At 63.8% G+C, this 15,622-nt stretch carries 13 protein-coding genes; 7 read left to right on the forward strand and 6 right to left on the reverse strand.

Going from position 1 to position 15,622, the window contains the following annotated elements; all coding sequences use genetic code 11:
* Positions 1-17: 17 nt before the first annotated feature.
* Together CK220_RS12040 and CK220_RS12045 are read right to left on the reverse strand one after the other, a co-directional pair.
* Positions 18-815 carry a creatininase family protein gene (locus CK220_RS12040; protein WP_095811745.1) on the reverse strand — a complete coding sequence of 266 codons (798 nt, stop codon included), beginning with the start codon at positions 813-815 and terminating at the stop codon, positions 18-20.
* 66 nt (positions 816-881) lie between these two features.
* Positions 882-1,265 carry a RidA family protein gene (locus tag CK220_RS12045; RefSeq protein ID WP_095811746.1) on the reverse strand — a complete coding sequence of 128 codons (384 nt, stop codon included), beginning with the start codon at positions 1,263-1,265 and terminating at the stop codon, positions 882-884.
* 254 nt (positions 1,266-1,519) lie between these two features.
* Between CK220_RS12045 and CK220_RS12050 the strand changes: the two genes are divergently transcribed.
* From CK220_RS12050 to CK220_RS12080, 7 genes are all read left to right on the forward strand, one after another.
* Entirely contained in the window at positions 1,520-2,524 is a 1,005-nt protein-coding gene (locus tag CK220_RS12050; RefSeq protein WP_095811747.1) for an ABC transporter substrate-binding protein, read from the forward strand.
* A gap of 15 nt (positions 2,525-2,539) precedes the next feature.
* Positions 2,540-3,358 (forward strand): ABC transporter ATP-binding protein, encoded by an 819-nt coding sequence (locus CK220_RS12055; protein ID WP_095811748.1) that lies wholly within the window; start codon positions 2,540-2,542, stop codon positions 3,356-3,358.
* Positions 3,345-4,196 carry an ABC transporter permease gene (locus CK220_RS12060; RefSeq protein ID WP_095811749.1) on the forward strand — a complete coding sequence of 284 codons (852 nt, stop codon included), beginning with the start codon at positions 3,345-3,347 and terminating at the stop codon, positions 4,194-4,196. The genes CK220_RS12055 and CK220_RS12060 overlap by 14 nt, the downstream gene beginning before the upstream one ends.
* A gap of 450 nt (positions 4,197-4,646) precedes the next feature.
* Positions 4,647-5,948: a cytosine deaminase gene (locus tag CK220_RS12065; protein WP_095811750.1), complete on the forward strand. Its 1,302-nt coding sequence runs from the start codon at positions 4,647-4,649 to the stop codon at positions 5,946-5,948.
* Positions 5,948-7,345, forward strand: a complete 1,398-nt coding sequence (locus tag CK220_RS12070; protein WP_095811751.1) for an FAD-binding oxidoreductase — start codon at positions 5,948-5,950, stop codon at positions 7,343-7,345. The genes CK220_RS12065 and CK220_RS12070 overlap by 1 nt, the downstream gene beginning before the upstream one ends.
* Positions 7,345-7,926 carry an NAD(P)H-dependent oxidoreductase gene (locus tag CK220_RS12075; protein WP_176479063.1) on the forward strand — a complete coding sequence of 194 codons (582 nt, stop codon included), beginning with the start codon at positions 7,345-7,347 and terminating at the stop codon, positions 7,924-7,926. Before CK220_RS12070 ends, CK220_RS12075 begins: the two co-directional genes overlap by 1 nt.
* Entirely contained in the window at positions 7,926-8,513 is a 588-nt protein-coding gene (locus CK220_RS12080) for an NAD(P)H-dependent oxidoreductase (RefSeq protein ID WP_095811753.1), read from the forward strand. Before CK220_RS12075 ends, CK220_RS12080 begins: the two co-directional genes overlap by 1 nt.
* A 50-nt stretch (positions 8,514-8,563) precedes the next feature.
* On the opposite strand, the gene CK220_RS12085 is transcribed toward CK220_RS12080, so the two are convergent.
* Genes CK220_RS12085 through CK220_RS12100 form a run of 4 tightly spaced genes read right to left on the reverse strand, consistent with a single transcriptional unit; the run spans position 8,564 to position 15,538 of the window.
* On the reverse strand, positions 8,564-11,011 hold the full coding sequence (locus tag CK220_RS12085; RefSeq protein ID WP_095811754.1) for an FAD-dependent oxidoreductase: 2,448 nt from the start codon (positions 11,009-11,011) through the stop codon (positions 8,564-8,566).
* A complete protein-coding gene (locus tag CK220_RS12090; RefSeq protein WP_095811755.1) occupies positions 11,008-12,189 on the reverse strand; it encodes a pyridoxal phosphate-dependent aminotransferase in 1,182 nt (393 codons plus the stop codon). The genes CK220_RS12085 and CK220_RS12090 overlap by 4 nt, the downstream gene beginning before the upstream one ends.
* Positions 12,189-13,088 (reverse strand): homocysteine S-methyltransferase family protein, encoded by a 900-nt coding sequence (locus CK220_RS12095; RefSeq protein ID WP_095811756.1) that lies wholly within the window; start codon positions 13,086-13,088, stop codon positions 12,189-12,191. Before CK220_RS12095 ends, CK220_RS12090 begins: the two co-directional genes overlap by 1 nt.
* On the reverse strand, positions 13,085-15,538 hold the full coding sequence (locus CK220_RS12100) for an FAD-dependent oxidoreductase (protein WP_095811757.1): 2,454 nt from the start codon (positions 15,536-15,538) through the stop codon (positions 13,085-13,087). Before CK220_RS12100 ends, CK220_RS12095 begins: the two co-directional genes overlap by 4 nt.
* Positions 15,539-15,622 lie beyond the last annotated feature (84 nt).

Genomic DNA, 15,622 nt, shown 5'->3' on the forward strand with positions numbered 1-15,622 from the left:
GAGCTCGCACTGTTCAGCTACGGCAGCCAGTCGGCAAGCCTCGCCTTACGCACATCCCTGGTCAGGCCGATGAAGCCATCGGCCTGATGCTCGGCGGTCAGCCGGCCTTTTTCGGCGGTGGCGATGCTGGCATCGCCGACCACGCCGTTCGGATTGAGGTCGCTGGCGATCCAGGCGAAGGCGTGCGTTCCGGTGTGCCGCAGCAAGGCGAATTCCTTTTCGGCGCGACCGACATTGGAGACGAAATTGTCGGCCTTGCCCATGTCGACGAGATCTGGCCGGAAATGCAGCATCAGCGAGGTCTCGACATCACCGCCATGGATGCCGTGACGGTCTTCGAGCTCGGTATACATGCCGGCGGGACGGCCGAAGCGCTGCCAGCTCGTCTTCACCGCCAGCATCTTTGCGCGCACGCGCAACTCGCGCGTGACAATGCCCATGATCTCCTCGTTGCCGCCATGCGAGTTGACGACGATCAGCTTCCTGACCCCGGCGCGGGCGACCGAGAGGCCAAGCTCGGTCCAGGCGTCGACCAGGGTGGTGGCCGGCAAGGTAAGCGTTCCCGGCGCATGCAGATGCTCGTTCGACTTGCCCACCGCCTGCACCGGCAGGATGCGGACGTCGAGGTCGTCGGGCAAACGCGCGATCACCGTCTCGAGCATGCCCATCATGATCGAGGTGTCGGTCGAGACCGGAAGGTGAGGGCCATGCTGCTCGATCGCCGCCACCGGCAGCACGGCAATCGTCGCTTCCGCGTCGATCGAGGCGTATTCGGTCGTCCGATAGTCGCCCCACCACACACGTCTTGTCGTCACTGTCGTCTCCCGATGGTCTGCTGTTCGGCCTGGAGGTCTAAAGCGCCTGGCCATTCCGGGCAACAGCTAGCCTGCTGCCAGAACCTCTACCTCGACCTTGAATTCCGGGCGGGCAAAACCTGAAACGATCATCAGCGTCGAAGCCGGCGCCGGATCGGAAAAGAGGCGATTGCGAACGTCCATATAGGCCTGCAGATGCGCGCGATCGGTGACGAAGGCGTTGATGCGCACGACATCGTTCAGCGTCAGCCCGGCTTCGCTCAAGATTGCGGCAATGTTCTTGAAGCAAAGCTCGGTCTGCGCGCCGGCATCCTCCGGGACGGCGTCATCCGGCCCGATGCCCAACTGACCCGAGCATAGCACAAGGCGCTTTCCCGCAGGAATTTCAACTCCATGGCTATAGCGGGCAAAGGGCGGCTTGATCGACTTGGGGGCGAGATAATTGAGCATGGCATTCTCCTGTCGGCAGGCAGACTAAGGCCGGATTCATGAAAGCTTCAAGATGCGGTGCATGCCGCCCGGGCGATTATGGACAGGCGTCCAAAAAATAGGCACGATGCCACTTGTACAGCATGACCCGTCCGGTCTCGGCAATGACTGCCGCGCAAGCAGGCGGCCCAAGGCGGTGGCATGTGTCTTGCTTCTTGAATCAATGGAATGGAGCCCAGCGCGCAGCGCGCCGGAGCCAAGAGAGGGTGATGTTTATGTACGGAAAAGAAAAAATCCTGACGGGTGCGATCGCGCTGCTTGCGGCCGGCACGCTGGGTGCGGCGGCCAACGAGAAGGTCACCTTCGGCACCAATTGGCTGGCCGAGCCGGAACATGGCGGCTACTACCAGGCGATCGCCGACGGCACCTACGCCGCCTGCGGCCTCGACGTCACCATCATGCAGGGCGGCCCGCAGGTCAGCGGCCGGCCGATGCTGCTGGCCGGCAAGATCGATTTCTACATGGGCGGCAACCTGCTCTCGGCCTTCGACGCTGTGCAGCAGGGCATTCCGATGCGCGTCGTGGCCGCCGATTTCCAGAAGGATCCGCAGGTCATCATGTCCCATCCGGGTGAAGGGCTGGACAAGTGGGAGGACCTGAAGAACGCCGACCAGTATATCCTCGGCGACGAAGGCGCGCAGACCTTCTTCCAGTGGATGGTGACCGATCTCGGCTTCGACGCCGCCAAGCGCGTGCCATACACCTTCAATCCGGCGCCCTTCATCGCCAACAAGAAATCGATCCAGCAGGGCTATGTGACGTCGGAGCCCTTCGCCGTGCAGAAGCAGGGCGGCTTCGTGCCGAACCAGTTCCTGCTCGCCGACAATGGCTGGGACACCTATGCCACGACCATCGAGGTGATGCAGGACACGATCGACAAGCGGCCGGAGGTGGTGCAGTGCTTCGTCGATGGCTCGGCCAAGGGCTGGTACAACTACCTCTACGGCGACAACAAGGCCGCCAACGAGATGATCAAGAAGGACAATCCGGACATGACGGATGAGCAGATCGCCTTCTCGATCGAACAGCTGAAGAAGTTCGGCATTGTCGATTCCGGCGATACGGAAAAGCTCGGCATCGGCGGCATGACCGAAGCGCGCATCCAGAGCTTCTATGACAAGATGGTCAAGGCCAAGGTCGCGCAGCCGGGCATCGACATCAAGAAGGCCTATACGCTCGCCTTCATCAACAAGGGGGTCGGGCGGGAGCTGAAGAAGTAAGGCGGCCTGCCTGAGATGATCCAGGAGAAAGTGGCGCAGGCGACGGCATCGGGTGAGAGCCCGATGCTGCTTTCCTTACGCAATGTCGGCAAGGTCTTTTCCAACGGCGTGACGGCGCTGAGCCAGGTCGACCTGGCGATCCGCGAAGGCGATTTCCTCAGCCTGCTCGGCCCGTCTGGTTGCGGCAAGTCGACGGCGCTCAGGCTCATCGCCGGCCTGTCGACGCCGACCTCTGGCCAGCTCGACTGGCGCGGCTCGATCGACCGCTCGAATATCGGCTTCGTGTTCCAGGAGCCCACGCTGCTGCCATGGGCCAGCGTCTTCGACAATGTCTGGCTGCCGCTCAGGCTGAAAGGCGTGTCGCGTGCGGAGGCCAAGCCCGCGGTGATGGAAATGCTGTCGCGCGTCCACCTCACCGGTTTCGAGAATGCCGTGCCGCGCGAGCTTTCCGGCGGCATGAAGATGCGTGTTTCGATCGCACGGGCTATGGTGACCAAGCCGCGCATTCTTCTGATGGACGAGCCCTTCGCGGCGCTCGACGAGATCACCCGCTTTAAGCTAAACAACGATCTTCTCGAGCTTTGGCAGGACGAGCGGTTTACCGTCGTCTTCGTCACCCACAGCGTCTTCGAAAGCGTCTTCCTGTCCAGCCGCGTCGTCGTCATGGCGGCGCGGCCTGGTCGCGTCTTCGGCGAGCTTGCCGTCGATGCGCCCTATCCGCGCGACGAGGTTTTCAGGACCTCGCCCGACTATGCAGCCCTTTGCCGGCAGGCCTCGGACGTGCTGGTCAATGCCATCAACTCAACCGCCGGACCGCACCATGACGGCCATTGAAGACACCGCGCTGAAGCTCGATCCGGAAGAGGCGCGCCGCGTCCGCCAGGAGCGTCTCGAACGGATCGGCAAATGGGTGCTGCCTCTGGCAATCATGGTGCTTGCGATCTGGCTGTGGGACCGCATATGCGTCTGGAACGGGATCCCGCAATACATCCTGCCGCGCCCCGGCGTGGTGCTGCAGACGCTGCATGACGATGCCCCGCTGTTGTTCTCTTCGCTGCTGGTGACGCTTAGGATTACCTTCCTCAGCCTGCTTCTTGCCGTTATCGGCGGCGTCGGGCTGGCGGTGCTGTTCGCGCAGTCGAAATGGGTGGAGATGTCATTCTTCCCCTTCGCCATCGTGCTGCAGGTGACGCCAATCGTGGCGATCTTCCCGCTGATCAACATCTACATCAACAACCAGACGACCAAGCTTTTGCTGTGCGCCTGGATCGTCGCCTTCTTCCCGATCCTCTCCAACACCACGCTCGGTCTGAACTCGGTCGACCGCAACCTGCGCGATTTGTTCAAGCTGAACGGAGCGACCCGCTGGCAGCAATTGCGCTATCTGCGCCTGCCGGCGGCGATGCCCTATTTCCTGGGCGGACTGAAGATCGCCGGCGGCCTGTCCCTGATAGGCGCCGTGGTGGCCGAGTTCGTCGCCGGCGCGCAGGGGCAATCGTCCGGGCTTGCGTCCCGCATCATCGAGGCGGGCTACCGGCTCAACGCGCCACGGCTGTTCGCGGCGCTGATCCTGATCTCGCTCACCGGCATCCTGATCTTCCTGGTGCTGTCGCTGGTGTCGCATCTCATCCTGCGCCGCTGGCACGAGAGCGCGCTGAAGCAGGAGCGCTAGGGTGCGTGACATAATCGAGAACAGTGAGGGGCTGCTTGGGCCAGAGATACGGCGAACAGGCGTGCGGAGACATCGCGAACAGTTTTGCACCGCCGGATTCTTCCATGACCGTAACGGAATGGATCCTCGGGTCTGCGCGTCCGCTTCGCTCCCGCTCCGCCCGTGGATGACGAAAGGCAGGAAGGCATATGCAAACCGCCAGTGCTGGGGATTGGTAGGAACCCCGGCATCTCCAACGTTTGCGATTGCAGGCGGCATCCGTTCTCTTCGTCATCCTAGGGCGGAGCGGGAGCGAAGCGGACGCGCAGACCCTAGGATCCATGCCGTTCCCTTCGAGCTTGGCGGCCGTGCGAAACTGTTCGCGATGTCTCCGCACACCTGTTCGCGGTGTCTCCGGTCCAAACGACCCCTTGAGGGAATGGTGTTGCATAGGGCAGAGGGGGGTATGGCTTGATACCAGCCTCTGGCTCCTATTATCTCGCCAACGTCCGCGTTCATCAATCGCTGACGCCCGGCCTTGTCGCAACCTTCGATTCCGATGGCTTCGCGCTGGCCGACCTATCGGTGGGCGAAGGCAAGATCGCCAGCATCGCCGCCCACGGCAGGTCGAAGGCGCCGGCCGATGCGATCGACCTTGGCGGCCGCATCGTGCTGCCCTGCTTCGTGGACTGCCATACGCATATCGACAAGGGCCATATCTGGCCGCGCAAGCCAAATCCCGACGGCACCTTCATGGCCGCACTCAACGCAACTGGCGCTGACCGCACCACCCGCTGGAGCGCGGAGGACGTGGCGCGCCGCATGGACTTCTCGCTGCGCTGCGCTTACGCGCATGGCACCAAGGCCGTTCGCACGCATCTCGACAGCGTGGCGCCGCAAGAAGAAATTTCCTGGCCGGTTTTCGAGACGATACGGGAAAAATGGCGTGGACGCATCGACGTGCAGGCCGCCTGCCTGCTCGGCATCGAAAGCGTGCGCGACCAGGCCTGGTTCGAGCGGCTGGCGAAACGCGTCGCTGCGGCCAAGGGCGTGCTCGGCGTGGTCACTTACATGGTGCCCGACCTCGAGGAACTGCTCGACAAGGTGTTCGCTGAAGCCATCAAGCATGGACTCGACCTCGATTTCCATGCCGACGAGACCGACGACGTCTCGGCCATCTCGCTGGAGAAGATCGCCGAGGCTTCGCTGTGGAACGGTTTTGACGGCAACATCCTTGTCGGTCATTGCTGCTCGCTGGCGCGCCAGCCCGACCTCGAGGTTCTCGACACGTTGGACAAGGTGGCGAAGGCCGGACTGGCGGTCGTGTCGCTGCCGATGTGCAATCTCTATCTGCAGGACAGGCGCAACAACCAGACCACGCCGCGCTGGCGCGGCGTGACGCTGCTGCATGAGATGAAAGCGCGCGGCATCAAGGTGGCGGTCGCCTCCGACAACACGCGCGATCCGTTCTACGCCTATGGCGATCTCGACATGCTTGAAGTCTATCGCATGGCGACCCGCATCCTGCATTTCGACCATCCGGTGGGCGACTGGCCGAAGGCGATGGCGGCGACGCCGGCCGAGGTGATGCGATTGGAGGGCGCCGGCACCCTTGCCGCCGGCGGCAGCGCCGATTTCATCGTCTTCAAGGGACGGAGTTGGACCGAATTGCTGTCGCGGCCCGAATCGGATCGCATCGTGGTGCGCAAGGGCAGGGCGATCGATCGCCGGCTGCCCGACTATGCCGAACTCGACGAATTGATGGTGGAATGATGGATATCGCGGCGCTGAAGCGCGATCTCGAAGGCCTCAAGATCGACGACCATCCGGCCATCGTCCAGCAGAAGAGCCGCGACTTCTACTGGTACAGCCCCGTCCTCAAACAACAGCTCGACCATGTCACCGGTGACCTGATCGTGACGCCGAAGAACGAGGACGAGGTGATCCGCCTTTTGGCCGCCTGCCACCGGCACGGCGTTCCAGTCACACCGCGCGGCAGCGGCACCGGCAATTACGGACAGGCGATGCCGCTGTCGGGCGGCGTGGTGCTCAACCTCGCCGATATGAACGAAGTGAAGGCGATCGCGCCGGGCCGCGTGGTGACCGGGCCCGGAGCGGTTCTGGCCGACATCGACAGAGCGACGCGGGCGCATTCCGCGCAGGAACTGCGCATGTCGCCCTCGACCTACAATACCGCCTCCATCGGCGGCTTCGTCGCCGGCGGCTCGGGCGGGATCGGCTCGATCCGCTGGGGCGGGCTGCGCGACCTCGGCAACGTCATTCGGCTGAGAACCGTGACGATGGAGGCGGAGCCGCGAGTCATGGACCTCACGGGCGAGGACGTGCTCAAGGTCATGCACGCCTATGGCACCAACGGCATCATCACCGAGGTTGAGATGCCGCTGACGGCCTCTTACGATTGGATCGATGTCATCGTCGGGTTCGACGATTTCATGGACGCGGCCGGCTTTGGCAACGACCTCGCCGAGCAGGACGGCATATTGGCGAAGCTGATCACGCCGATCGCGGCACCCATTCCCTACGATTATTTCAAGCGGCATCAGAAGTTCTTCCGGCGCGAGCAGAGCATCGTGGTGTGCATGATCGCGCCACACGCGATGGATGGGTTCCTCGCGTTCGTCCGGGCCAGCAAAGGCGAAATCGTTTTCAGGGCTGACCTGGAAACCGACCTTAAGGGATTGCCGCCGGCCTACGAACTGACCTGGAACCACACCACGCTGCGCGCCATCAGGGTCGATCCGACGATCACCTATCTGCAGGCGCGCTATCCGTCGCCGGACCATCTCGCGCACGTCAAGGCAATGGTCGACCGCTTCGGCGACGAGGTGCCGGCGCATCTAGAATTCATCCGCTTCGACGGCGCGATCGGCGCCGCCGGGCTGCCGCTGGTCCGCTTCACGACGGAAGAGCGGCTCGACGAGATCATCCGAATCCACGAGGACAATGGCTGCTGGATCTTCAACCCGCACCGCTACACGCTGGAAGAGGGCGGCATGAAGCAAACCGACGATGTCCAGCTTGCCTTCAAGCGCGAGACCGACCCGCAAGGGCTGCTCAACCCGGGCAAGATGATCGCCTGGGAGAACCCGGATTACGACTACCGTTCGGGCAAGTCGTTCCTGTTCAAGGGCCTGCAAAAGGCGAGTTGATGCAAATCCTCGTGCTCTACGCTCATCCGGTGGAGACCAGCTTCAACGCCGGCCTGCATCGGACGATCGTCGAGCGGCTCTCCGCAACGGGCCACACGATCGACGACTGCGACCTCTATGCCGAGGATTTCGATCCGCGGATGACGCGCGCAGAGCGGCTCGGCTACCACGACCAGCGCGGGCCCAACGACGCGGTCGCCGGTTACATCGAAAGGCTTCAGACGGCGGAAGCGTTGGTGCTGTCGTTTCCGGTCTGGAATTACGGCTATCCGGCGATCCTCAAGGGTTTCTTCGATCGTGTCTTCCTGCCCGGCGTATCGTTCAAGCTGGTCGACGGCAAGGTTCGGCCGACGCTGCATAACATCCGCAAGCTCGCGGCCATCACCACCTATGGCGGCAGCCGTTTTCGCGCCATGCTGATGGGCGATCCGCCGCGCAAAATGGTGAAGCGCACGCTGCGGGCGACCATCAAGCCAGGCGCTCCCGTATCCTATCTTGCACACTATTCGATGAACCTTTCGACGGATCAGACGCGCAAGGCCTTCATGGCGAAGGTGGCCGCCAGCATGGATCAATTCTGATGCGCGTGCTGGTGGTCTATTGCCATCCGGTGCCGGAGAGCTATTGCGCCGCGATCCGCGACGTGGCCATAGAGGTGCTGACGCGACGAGGCTGGGACGTGCGGCTGCTCGATCTCTATGCCGAGAAGTTCAATCCGGTGATGAGCTGCGAAGAGCGGCGGTCCTACAACGAGCGCGCGCCTGAGGATCCGGCACTCAGGCAGCATTTCGAGCATCTGCAATGGGCCGAGGCGATCCTCTTCATCTACCCCACGTGGTGGTACGGATTGCCGGCGACGCTGAAGGGCTGGTTCGATCGCGTGTGGGCAACCGACATCGCCTTCAAGCTGCCGCGCGGCAGAGGCCGGATCCAATCGCTGATGACCCATGTGACCAAGGTCGGAGTCATCACCACCTGTGGCGCGCCGACCTGGTGGAGCGTCGTTGTCGGCCAGCCCGGCCGCAAGACGATCCTGCGCGGCATGCGCGCGATCTGCGCCACCCGCTGCAAGACATTCTTCCTGGCGCACTACCTGATGGATTCCTCGACGCCCAAGAGCCGGGCAGCGTTCCTTGGCAAGGTAAGGGCGAGGCTGGAAAGGTTTTGAGCTGCGGGTCTTTCCTTCTCCCACAACAAGGGGAGAAGGAAAGGCGGCGCTTACATCCGCACCCGTTCAGCCTTCGGATCGTACATCGGCTTCAGCGATGCTTCCGCGGCGAAGCGTTCGCCGGCGATCTCCACCTCGTAGGATGAGCCCAGCACATCCGCCTCGCTCTCGCCCTCGCACGGCACATAGCCGAGGCCGATCGCGCCGCCGAGGTGGTGGCCGTAATTGCCTGAGGTGATCGGCCCGACGATCTTGCCGGCGCGCAGGATCGCCTCGTTGTGGAATAACAGGGGCTGCGGGTCCTTGAGGCGGAACTGCACCAGGCGGCGGCTGAGGCCGGCTTCCTTCTTCCTGAGCACCGCATCACGGCCGATGAAGTCGCCCTTGGCCGTCTTCACCGCGAAGCCAAGGCCTGCCTCCAGCACATGGTCCTCGTCGGTGATGTCGTGCCCGAAATGGCGGAAAGCTTTTTCGATGCGGCAGGAATCCAGCGTGTGCAAGCCGCAGAGCTTCAGCCCGACATCGGCGCCGGCATCGGCGATCGCCTCGAAGACATGGGCCGCCTGGTCGGTCGAGACATAGAGTTCCCAGCCGAGCTCGCCGACATAAGTGACGCGATGGGCGCGAGCCAGCCCCATACCGATCTCGATTTCCTGGCAAGTGCCGAACGGATTGGCTTCGTTGGAGAAGTCGTTCGGGCTGACCTTCTGGATCAGTTTCCGCGAGTCGGGGCCCATCAGGCAGATGACGGCTTCGGCAGCGGTCACGTCGGTAATGACGACGAATTCGTCGGCGACATGCCGCCTCAGCCAGGCAAGATCGCGCTGCAAGGTGGCGCCGGGCACGACGAGGAAATAGGCCGTCTCCGAGAGCCGCGTCACGGTCAGGTCGCTCTCGATGCCGCCCTTGGCGTTCAGCATCTGCGTGTAGACGATCCTGCCCGGCTCCACGTCCATGTCGTTGGCGCAGAGCCGCTGCAGGAAGGCACAGGTGTCGCGCCCCTCGACGCGAATCTTGCCGAACGAGGTCATGTCGAACAGACCGACGCCGTTGCGCACCGCGAGGTGCTCCTCGCGCTGGTTGTCGAACCAGTTCTGCCGCTTCCAGGAATAGCGGTATTCGCGCTCCTGGCCTTCGCGCGCAAACCAGTTGGCGCGCTCCCAGCCCGCGACTTCGCCGAAGACGGCGCCGCGGACCTTCAGATGCTCGTGCAGAGGCGAGCGGCGCACGCCGCGCGAGGTTGCCATCTGGCGGTAGGGAAAATGATCGGCGTAGAGCAGGCCGAGCGTTTCGGAGACGCGTTCCTTGAGGTAGCGACGGTTCTTCTGGAAGGGCTGCGCGCGGCGGATGTCGACCTCCCAGAGATCGAAGGGCGCCTCGCCATCATTGATCCACTGCGCCAGCGCCATGCCGGCGCCGCCGGAGGAAACGATGCCGATCGAATTGTAGCCCGTCGCCATCCAGTAGCCGGAGAGTTCGGGCGCCTCGCCGAGATAGTAGCGGTCGTCGGGAGTAAAACTCTCGGGGCCGTTGAAGAAGGTGTGGATGCCGGCCGTGCCCAGCATCGGCATGCGGTTGACGCCCATTTCGAGGATCGGCTCGAAATGGTCCATGTCCTCGGGCAGCTGGTCGAAGCAGAAATCCTCGCGTATGCCGTCCATGCCCCAGGGCTTCGCCACCGGCTCGAAGGCGCCGAGCATCATCTTGCCGGCGTCCTCCTTGTAGTAGGCGCACTCGTCCGGCACGCGCAGCACCGGCAGGCGGGTGAGGCCGGGGATGGGCTCGGTGACGAGGTAGAAATGCTCGCAGGCGTGCAGCGGGATGGTGATGCCGTTCTGCCGGCCGAGCTCGCGCGCCCACATGCCAGCGCAGTTGACGACGATGTCGGTCTCGATCGTGCCCTGGTCCTCGCCCTGAGTCCAGGAGACACCGGAGACGCGGCCGTTCCGGGTGTGGACCTTGGTGACCTTGACGTTTTCGATAACGGTGGCTCCGCGTTGCCGCGCGCCCTTGGCCAGCGCCATGGCAATGTTGGCCGGGTCGCACTGGCCGTCGAGCGGCAAATGCACCGCGCCGACCACGTCGGAGACGTTGAGATGCGGATACATCTCCTTGACTTCGCTGGGCGAAATCTCGCGCACGTCGACATCGAAGGCGCGGGCTAGCGAAGCCTGCCTGTAGATTTCATGCTTGCGCTCCTCGGTGAGCGCGACGGTGATCGAGCCGACCTGGCGCATGCCGGTGCCGACGTCGGTCTCTGCCTCAAGCTGGACGTAGAGGTCGGCCGAGTATTTCGCCAGCCGCGTCATATTCTGCGAAGCCCGCAACTGGCCGATCAGGCCGGCCGCATGCCAGGTCGTGCCGCAGGTGAGCTGTTTGCGCTCCAAGAGCACGATGTCGGTCCAGCCTAGCTTGGCCAGATGATAGGCGACCGAGCAGCCGGAGACGCCGCCGCCGATAATGACCGCGCGAGCTCTGGTGGGAATGGTTTTGGTCATGCGGCCTCGCGGCGATAGTCGGAAGCGAAGCGGCGCACGCGAAGCGCTGCTTCCTGAAGGACCGGTTCGGGCTGGCAGAGGCTGATGCGGATGTGTCCGGCGGCGGCCAGGCCGAAGCTCGAGCCAGGCATGACGCCGATCTTCTCCTTGTCGAGCAGCGCCCAGGCGAATTTCTCGTCGTCGGGCTCGATGGCCGATATGTCGAGCATGACATACATGCCGCCTTCGGAGCCGCGCACGGTGACTTCATTTGCGCCGCGAATGGCGTCGAGGAAGACGGCGCGGCGCCCGGCGTAACGCCCGGCTATTTCCTCCACGCCGTAGTGGTTTTCAAGCGCTTCGGCGCAGGCAATCGAGATGAAGGCCGGCAGGCCGTAAGTGGTCACCAGATTGAGATCGGTCATCAGCGCGATCATCGCCTTCGGGCCGGTGAGCCAGCCCATGCGCCAGCCGGTCATGCCGTGGCTTTTCGACATGGAATTGATGACCAGCGTGCGCTCGGACATGCCGGGCAGTGAGCGCGGCGAGATGTGCTCGCCACCGCCAAGCGTCCAGTAGACCTCGTCGGAGAGCAGCCAGAGATCGTGCTCCTTGCAAATCTCCGCCAGCTGTTCGAGCCGTTCGCGCGAATAGACTGCGCCTGTCGGATTGTTCGGGGTGTTGATCAGGATGGCGCGTGTGTTGGGCCTGAGCGCCGCGCGGATCCTATCGGCGCGCGGCTGAAAACCGTCCTCGGCTGGCGTCTCGACCACGGTGAAGCTGGCGCCGGCGGCGCTGAAGGTGTTGGGGTAGGTGGCATAATAAGGCGCGACCACGATCGCGTGATCGCCGGGGTCGAGCACGCCCTGCACGGCGGCGTAGAGCGCGCCCTGGCCACCGGCGGTGGCGATGACCTCGTCGGGTTCCGTCAGCACGCCGGTGCAGGCGGTGGAGGCCGCAGCCATGGCCTTGCGCAGGCGCGGCAGCCCGGGAAGCGGCGTATAGTGGTGGTTGCTGCCCCGGACCGCGCTGACGCAGGCCTCGATCGTTTGCGACGGCGTGTCGAAGTCATGGTCGCCGACCGAAAGCACGATGATGTCCTCGCCGGCTGCCCTGCGGGTCCAGGCGGCGAAGTGGACTTCCCAGCCATCCTTGCCCGATGGCACGATGCCGGTAATGCGCTTTGATGGTTTTGGCATCAGGCTACTCCCGAGATTTGATGGCCGGCCTGAATGAGCCGGTCGCGTAGCGCAGCGATGTGAGCCGGTCCGACTTCGCAACAGCCGCCTACAATGCTGGCCCCAGTCTCGACCCAGTCCATCGCCTGGTCGGCATAGGCGTGCGGATCGAGATCACGGCGCGCGTGCAGCACGTCGACCGTGCCGCCATGCTTGAGCGCCTCGACCGAGGTGAAGCCATTGGCATAGGCGCCAACCGGACCGCCGAGGGCCAGCAGTTCCGGCAACGCGGCGGCAATGGCTTCGGGCCGGCAGCAGTTGAGCAGCCGTGCCGCCACCGGCAGATCGCCGAGGGCGCTGGCCGCGGCGGCAATGCTCTCGCCGCTGCGCAGGCGGGGCGCGCCATGGTCGGCGAGAGTCCAGGAGACCCAGACCGGCCTGCCGCTCTCGCATGCCGCGGTGACCGCCGCGCGAGCCTCTTCGGCGGAAGCCATGGTCTCGCACAGGAACAAATCGACGCCTTCTGCCTGTTCGGCAACGATGCGGCGATAGATGCCGAGCGTCTCCTCGAAGGAGATGGTCAGCGCCGGCGCGTAGCTGCCGAACAGAGGCGACAGGCAGCCGGCGATGGCGGCGTCGCCGGCGTCGTCGCGAGCCTGTCGGGCGAGCTCGATGCCGCGCTTCTGCAAAGGCTCGAACAGCTCTTCCGCGCCCTCGCGCGCCAGGCGCTCGGGCGTTGCCGAATAGGTGTTGATGGTGATGACGCGGGCGCCGGCACGGATGAATTCCGCATGCAGGTCGCGCACCAGTTCCGGTTCGTCGATCAGCACCCTGGCCGACCACAAAGGCGTCGGCTCGGACTTGCTGCGACGGACCAGCTCCTGGCCCATGCCGCCATCGGTAAGAATGACGGACGTCATGCTTTCAACCTTTCGTTCTTCGGATCCCACAACGGCTCGTCCTTCTGCACCACAGCCTTGAAGCGGTCGCCGAAGATTTCGACCTCGACGGCGGTGCCGGGCTCGGTCAAGTCGGAACGCAGCATGCCGAGCGCGATCGACTTGTCGACGCGATGGCCCCAGCCGCCCGACGTCGTCTCGCCGACAATTTTGCCGTCATGCCAGAGCGTCGACATATAGGGCGCGTCGCAATCGCCGGGATTTTCTACGACCAGCGTGACGAAGCGCTTCTTCACACCCTGCTGCTTTTCATTGAGCAGAGCCGACTTGCCGCGGAAGTCGGGCTTGTCCCATTTGACGAAGCGTTCGAGCCCGCCCTGCAGGATCGAATAGTCGGTCGAGAGATCGCCCTTCCAGGCGCGGTAGCCTTTTTCCAGCCGCAGCGAATCTAGCGCATACATGCCGAAGGGCTTTAGGCCATGCTTCTGCCCGGCGGCCCAGACGGCATCGAAGACGGTTAGGGTGTCCGCCACTTTGGTGTGGATCTCCCAGCCGAGCTCGCCAGCGAAGGAGACGCGCACCAGCTTCGCCCAGCGACCCGCGATGCTCGTTTCCTGATGCGTCAGCCAGGGCAGCGTCAGGTCGGCGTCGCAGACGTTCGCAAGGATCTTGCGCGAGTTCGGGCCGGCGACGATTTGCGTCGAATATTCCTCGGTGCGGTCGGTCAGCGTGAACGCCGCATCGGGCGGCATGCGCGACTTCAACCATTCGAAGTCATGCCACTGCGCGACGGCCGCGGTGATCAGCGTCATCTGGTTCTCGCCATGGCGCACGACCGACATTTCGGTCACGATGCGGCCCTTATCGTCGGCGAAATAAACCAGGCCGATGCGGCCGGGCTTCGGCACGAGGCCGGTGACCTGCAGGGTCAGCCAATCGGCGGCGCCCGGACCTTCGAGGTTGAAGCGCGAGAAGCCGGGCAGGTCGAGGATGCCCGCTGCGTCGCGCACGGCCAGGCATTCCTCGCGTACGCGCTGCTGCCAGGGCCCGTCGCGGCGGAAGGTTAGCGTCGCTTCCTCCGAAATGTCGTCGCCCGGTTGCGCATACCAGGTGGCGCGCTCCCAGCCATTATAAGCGTCGAACTGGCCACCCAGCGCTTTGATGCGCTCATGCAGCGGCGAGTGCTTGCGGTCGCGCCCGGCCGGCCAGGCATGGCGGGGGAACTGGATGGCGTATTCGTTGCCGTAAATCCCCATGCCCTTGGCAACGCAATAGTCGGGTGCCGAAGCAAAGGCGGTGAAGCGGCGCGGATCGCAGGACCACATATCCCACTCGGTCTGGCCCTCGGTGACCCATTCGGCCAGCACCTTCCCGGCGCCGCCACCTTGCGCAATGCCGAAGGTGAAGACACAGGCCTCGAAAGCATTCGGCACGCCGGGCATCGGCCCGATCAGCGGGTTGCCGTCCGGCGCATACGGAATCGGCCCGTTGATCACCTTGGAAAGGCCTGCGGTGCCGAGGATCGGCACACGGGCAACGGCGTCGGCAAGGTAATGCTCGAGACGGTCGAGATCGTCGGGGAAAAGCTGGAAAGAGAAATCTTCCGGCATCGGATCGTTGTGGGTCGCCCAATGCGCGCGGCAATTGCGCTCATAGGGGCCGAGATTCATGCCGGTCTTTTCCTGGCGCAGGTAGTAGGAGGTATCGACGTCGCGCAGCAGCGGCAGCTTGTGACCCTGCTCCTTTGTCCAGGCGGCGAGCTCGGGGATCTCCTCGAACAGGATGTATTGATGGCTCATCACCATCATCGGCACTTCGCGGCCGAACATTTTTCCAACCTCGGCGGCGCGATAGCCGGCGGCATTGATCACGATCTCGCAGCGGATCTCGCCCTGCGGCGTCGCGACCACCCATTCGCCGTTCTCACGGCGAACGCCGGTTACCGGGCAGAAGCGGATGATTTTCGCGCCCATGTCGCGCGCGCCCTTGGCAAGCGCCTGCGTCAATTGCGCAGGATCGATGTCGCCGTCGCTCGGGTCGTAGAGAGCGCCCTTCAGCTCATGCGTCTCGATGAAGGGGTAGCGGCGCTTGATCTCGTCGAGGCCGACGACGTCGATGTCCATGCCCTGATAGCGGCCCATGCCCTTGGTGCGCTGGAATTCCTGCATGCGCTCCTTGGTGTGGGCGAGTCTGAGCGAGCCGGTGACATGGTAGTTCATCGGATAGTCGACCGCCTCGGCAAGACCTCGGTACAGTTCGGTCGAGTAGCGCTGCATGTTCATCAACGACCATGACGAGGAGAAGGTCGGCACGTTGCCGGCGGCGTGCCACGTCGAGCCGGAGGTCAGCTCGTTCTTCTCCAGCAGTACGCAGTCTGTCCAGCCCGCCTTGCAAAGGTGATAGAGTGAGGAGGCACCGACGACACCGCCTCCGATGATCACCACGCGTGCCGTGGTCGGCAAACCGGCCATGTTCTCCTCCAACGTCTAAAGCGGGTCAGGACGCGCTTTGATTCTTTGTTTCACGCAGGCCCTTGTCCCAAAACCGCTGCACAG

It is taken from the genome of Mesorhizobium sp. WSM3860 (assembly GCF_002294995.1).
Lineage (GTDB): Bacteria > Pseudomonadota > Alphaproteobacteria > Rhizobiales > Rhizobiaceae > Mesorhizobium.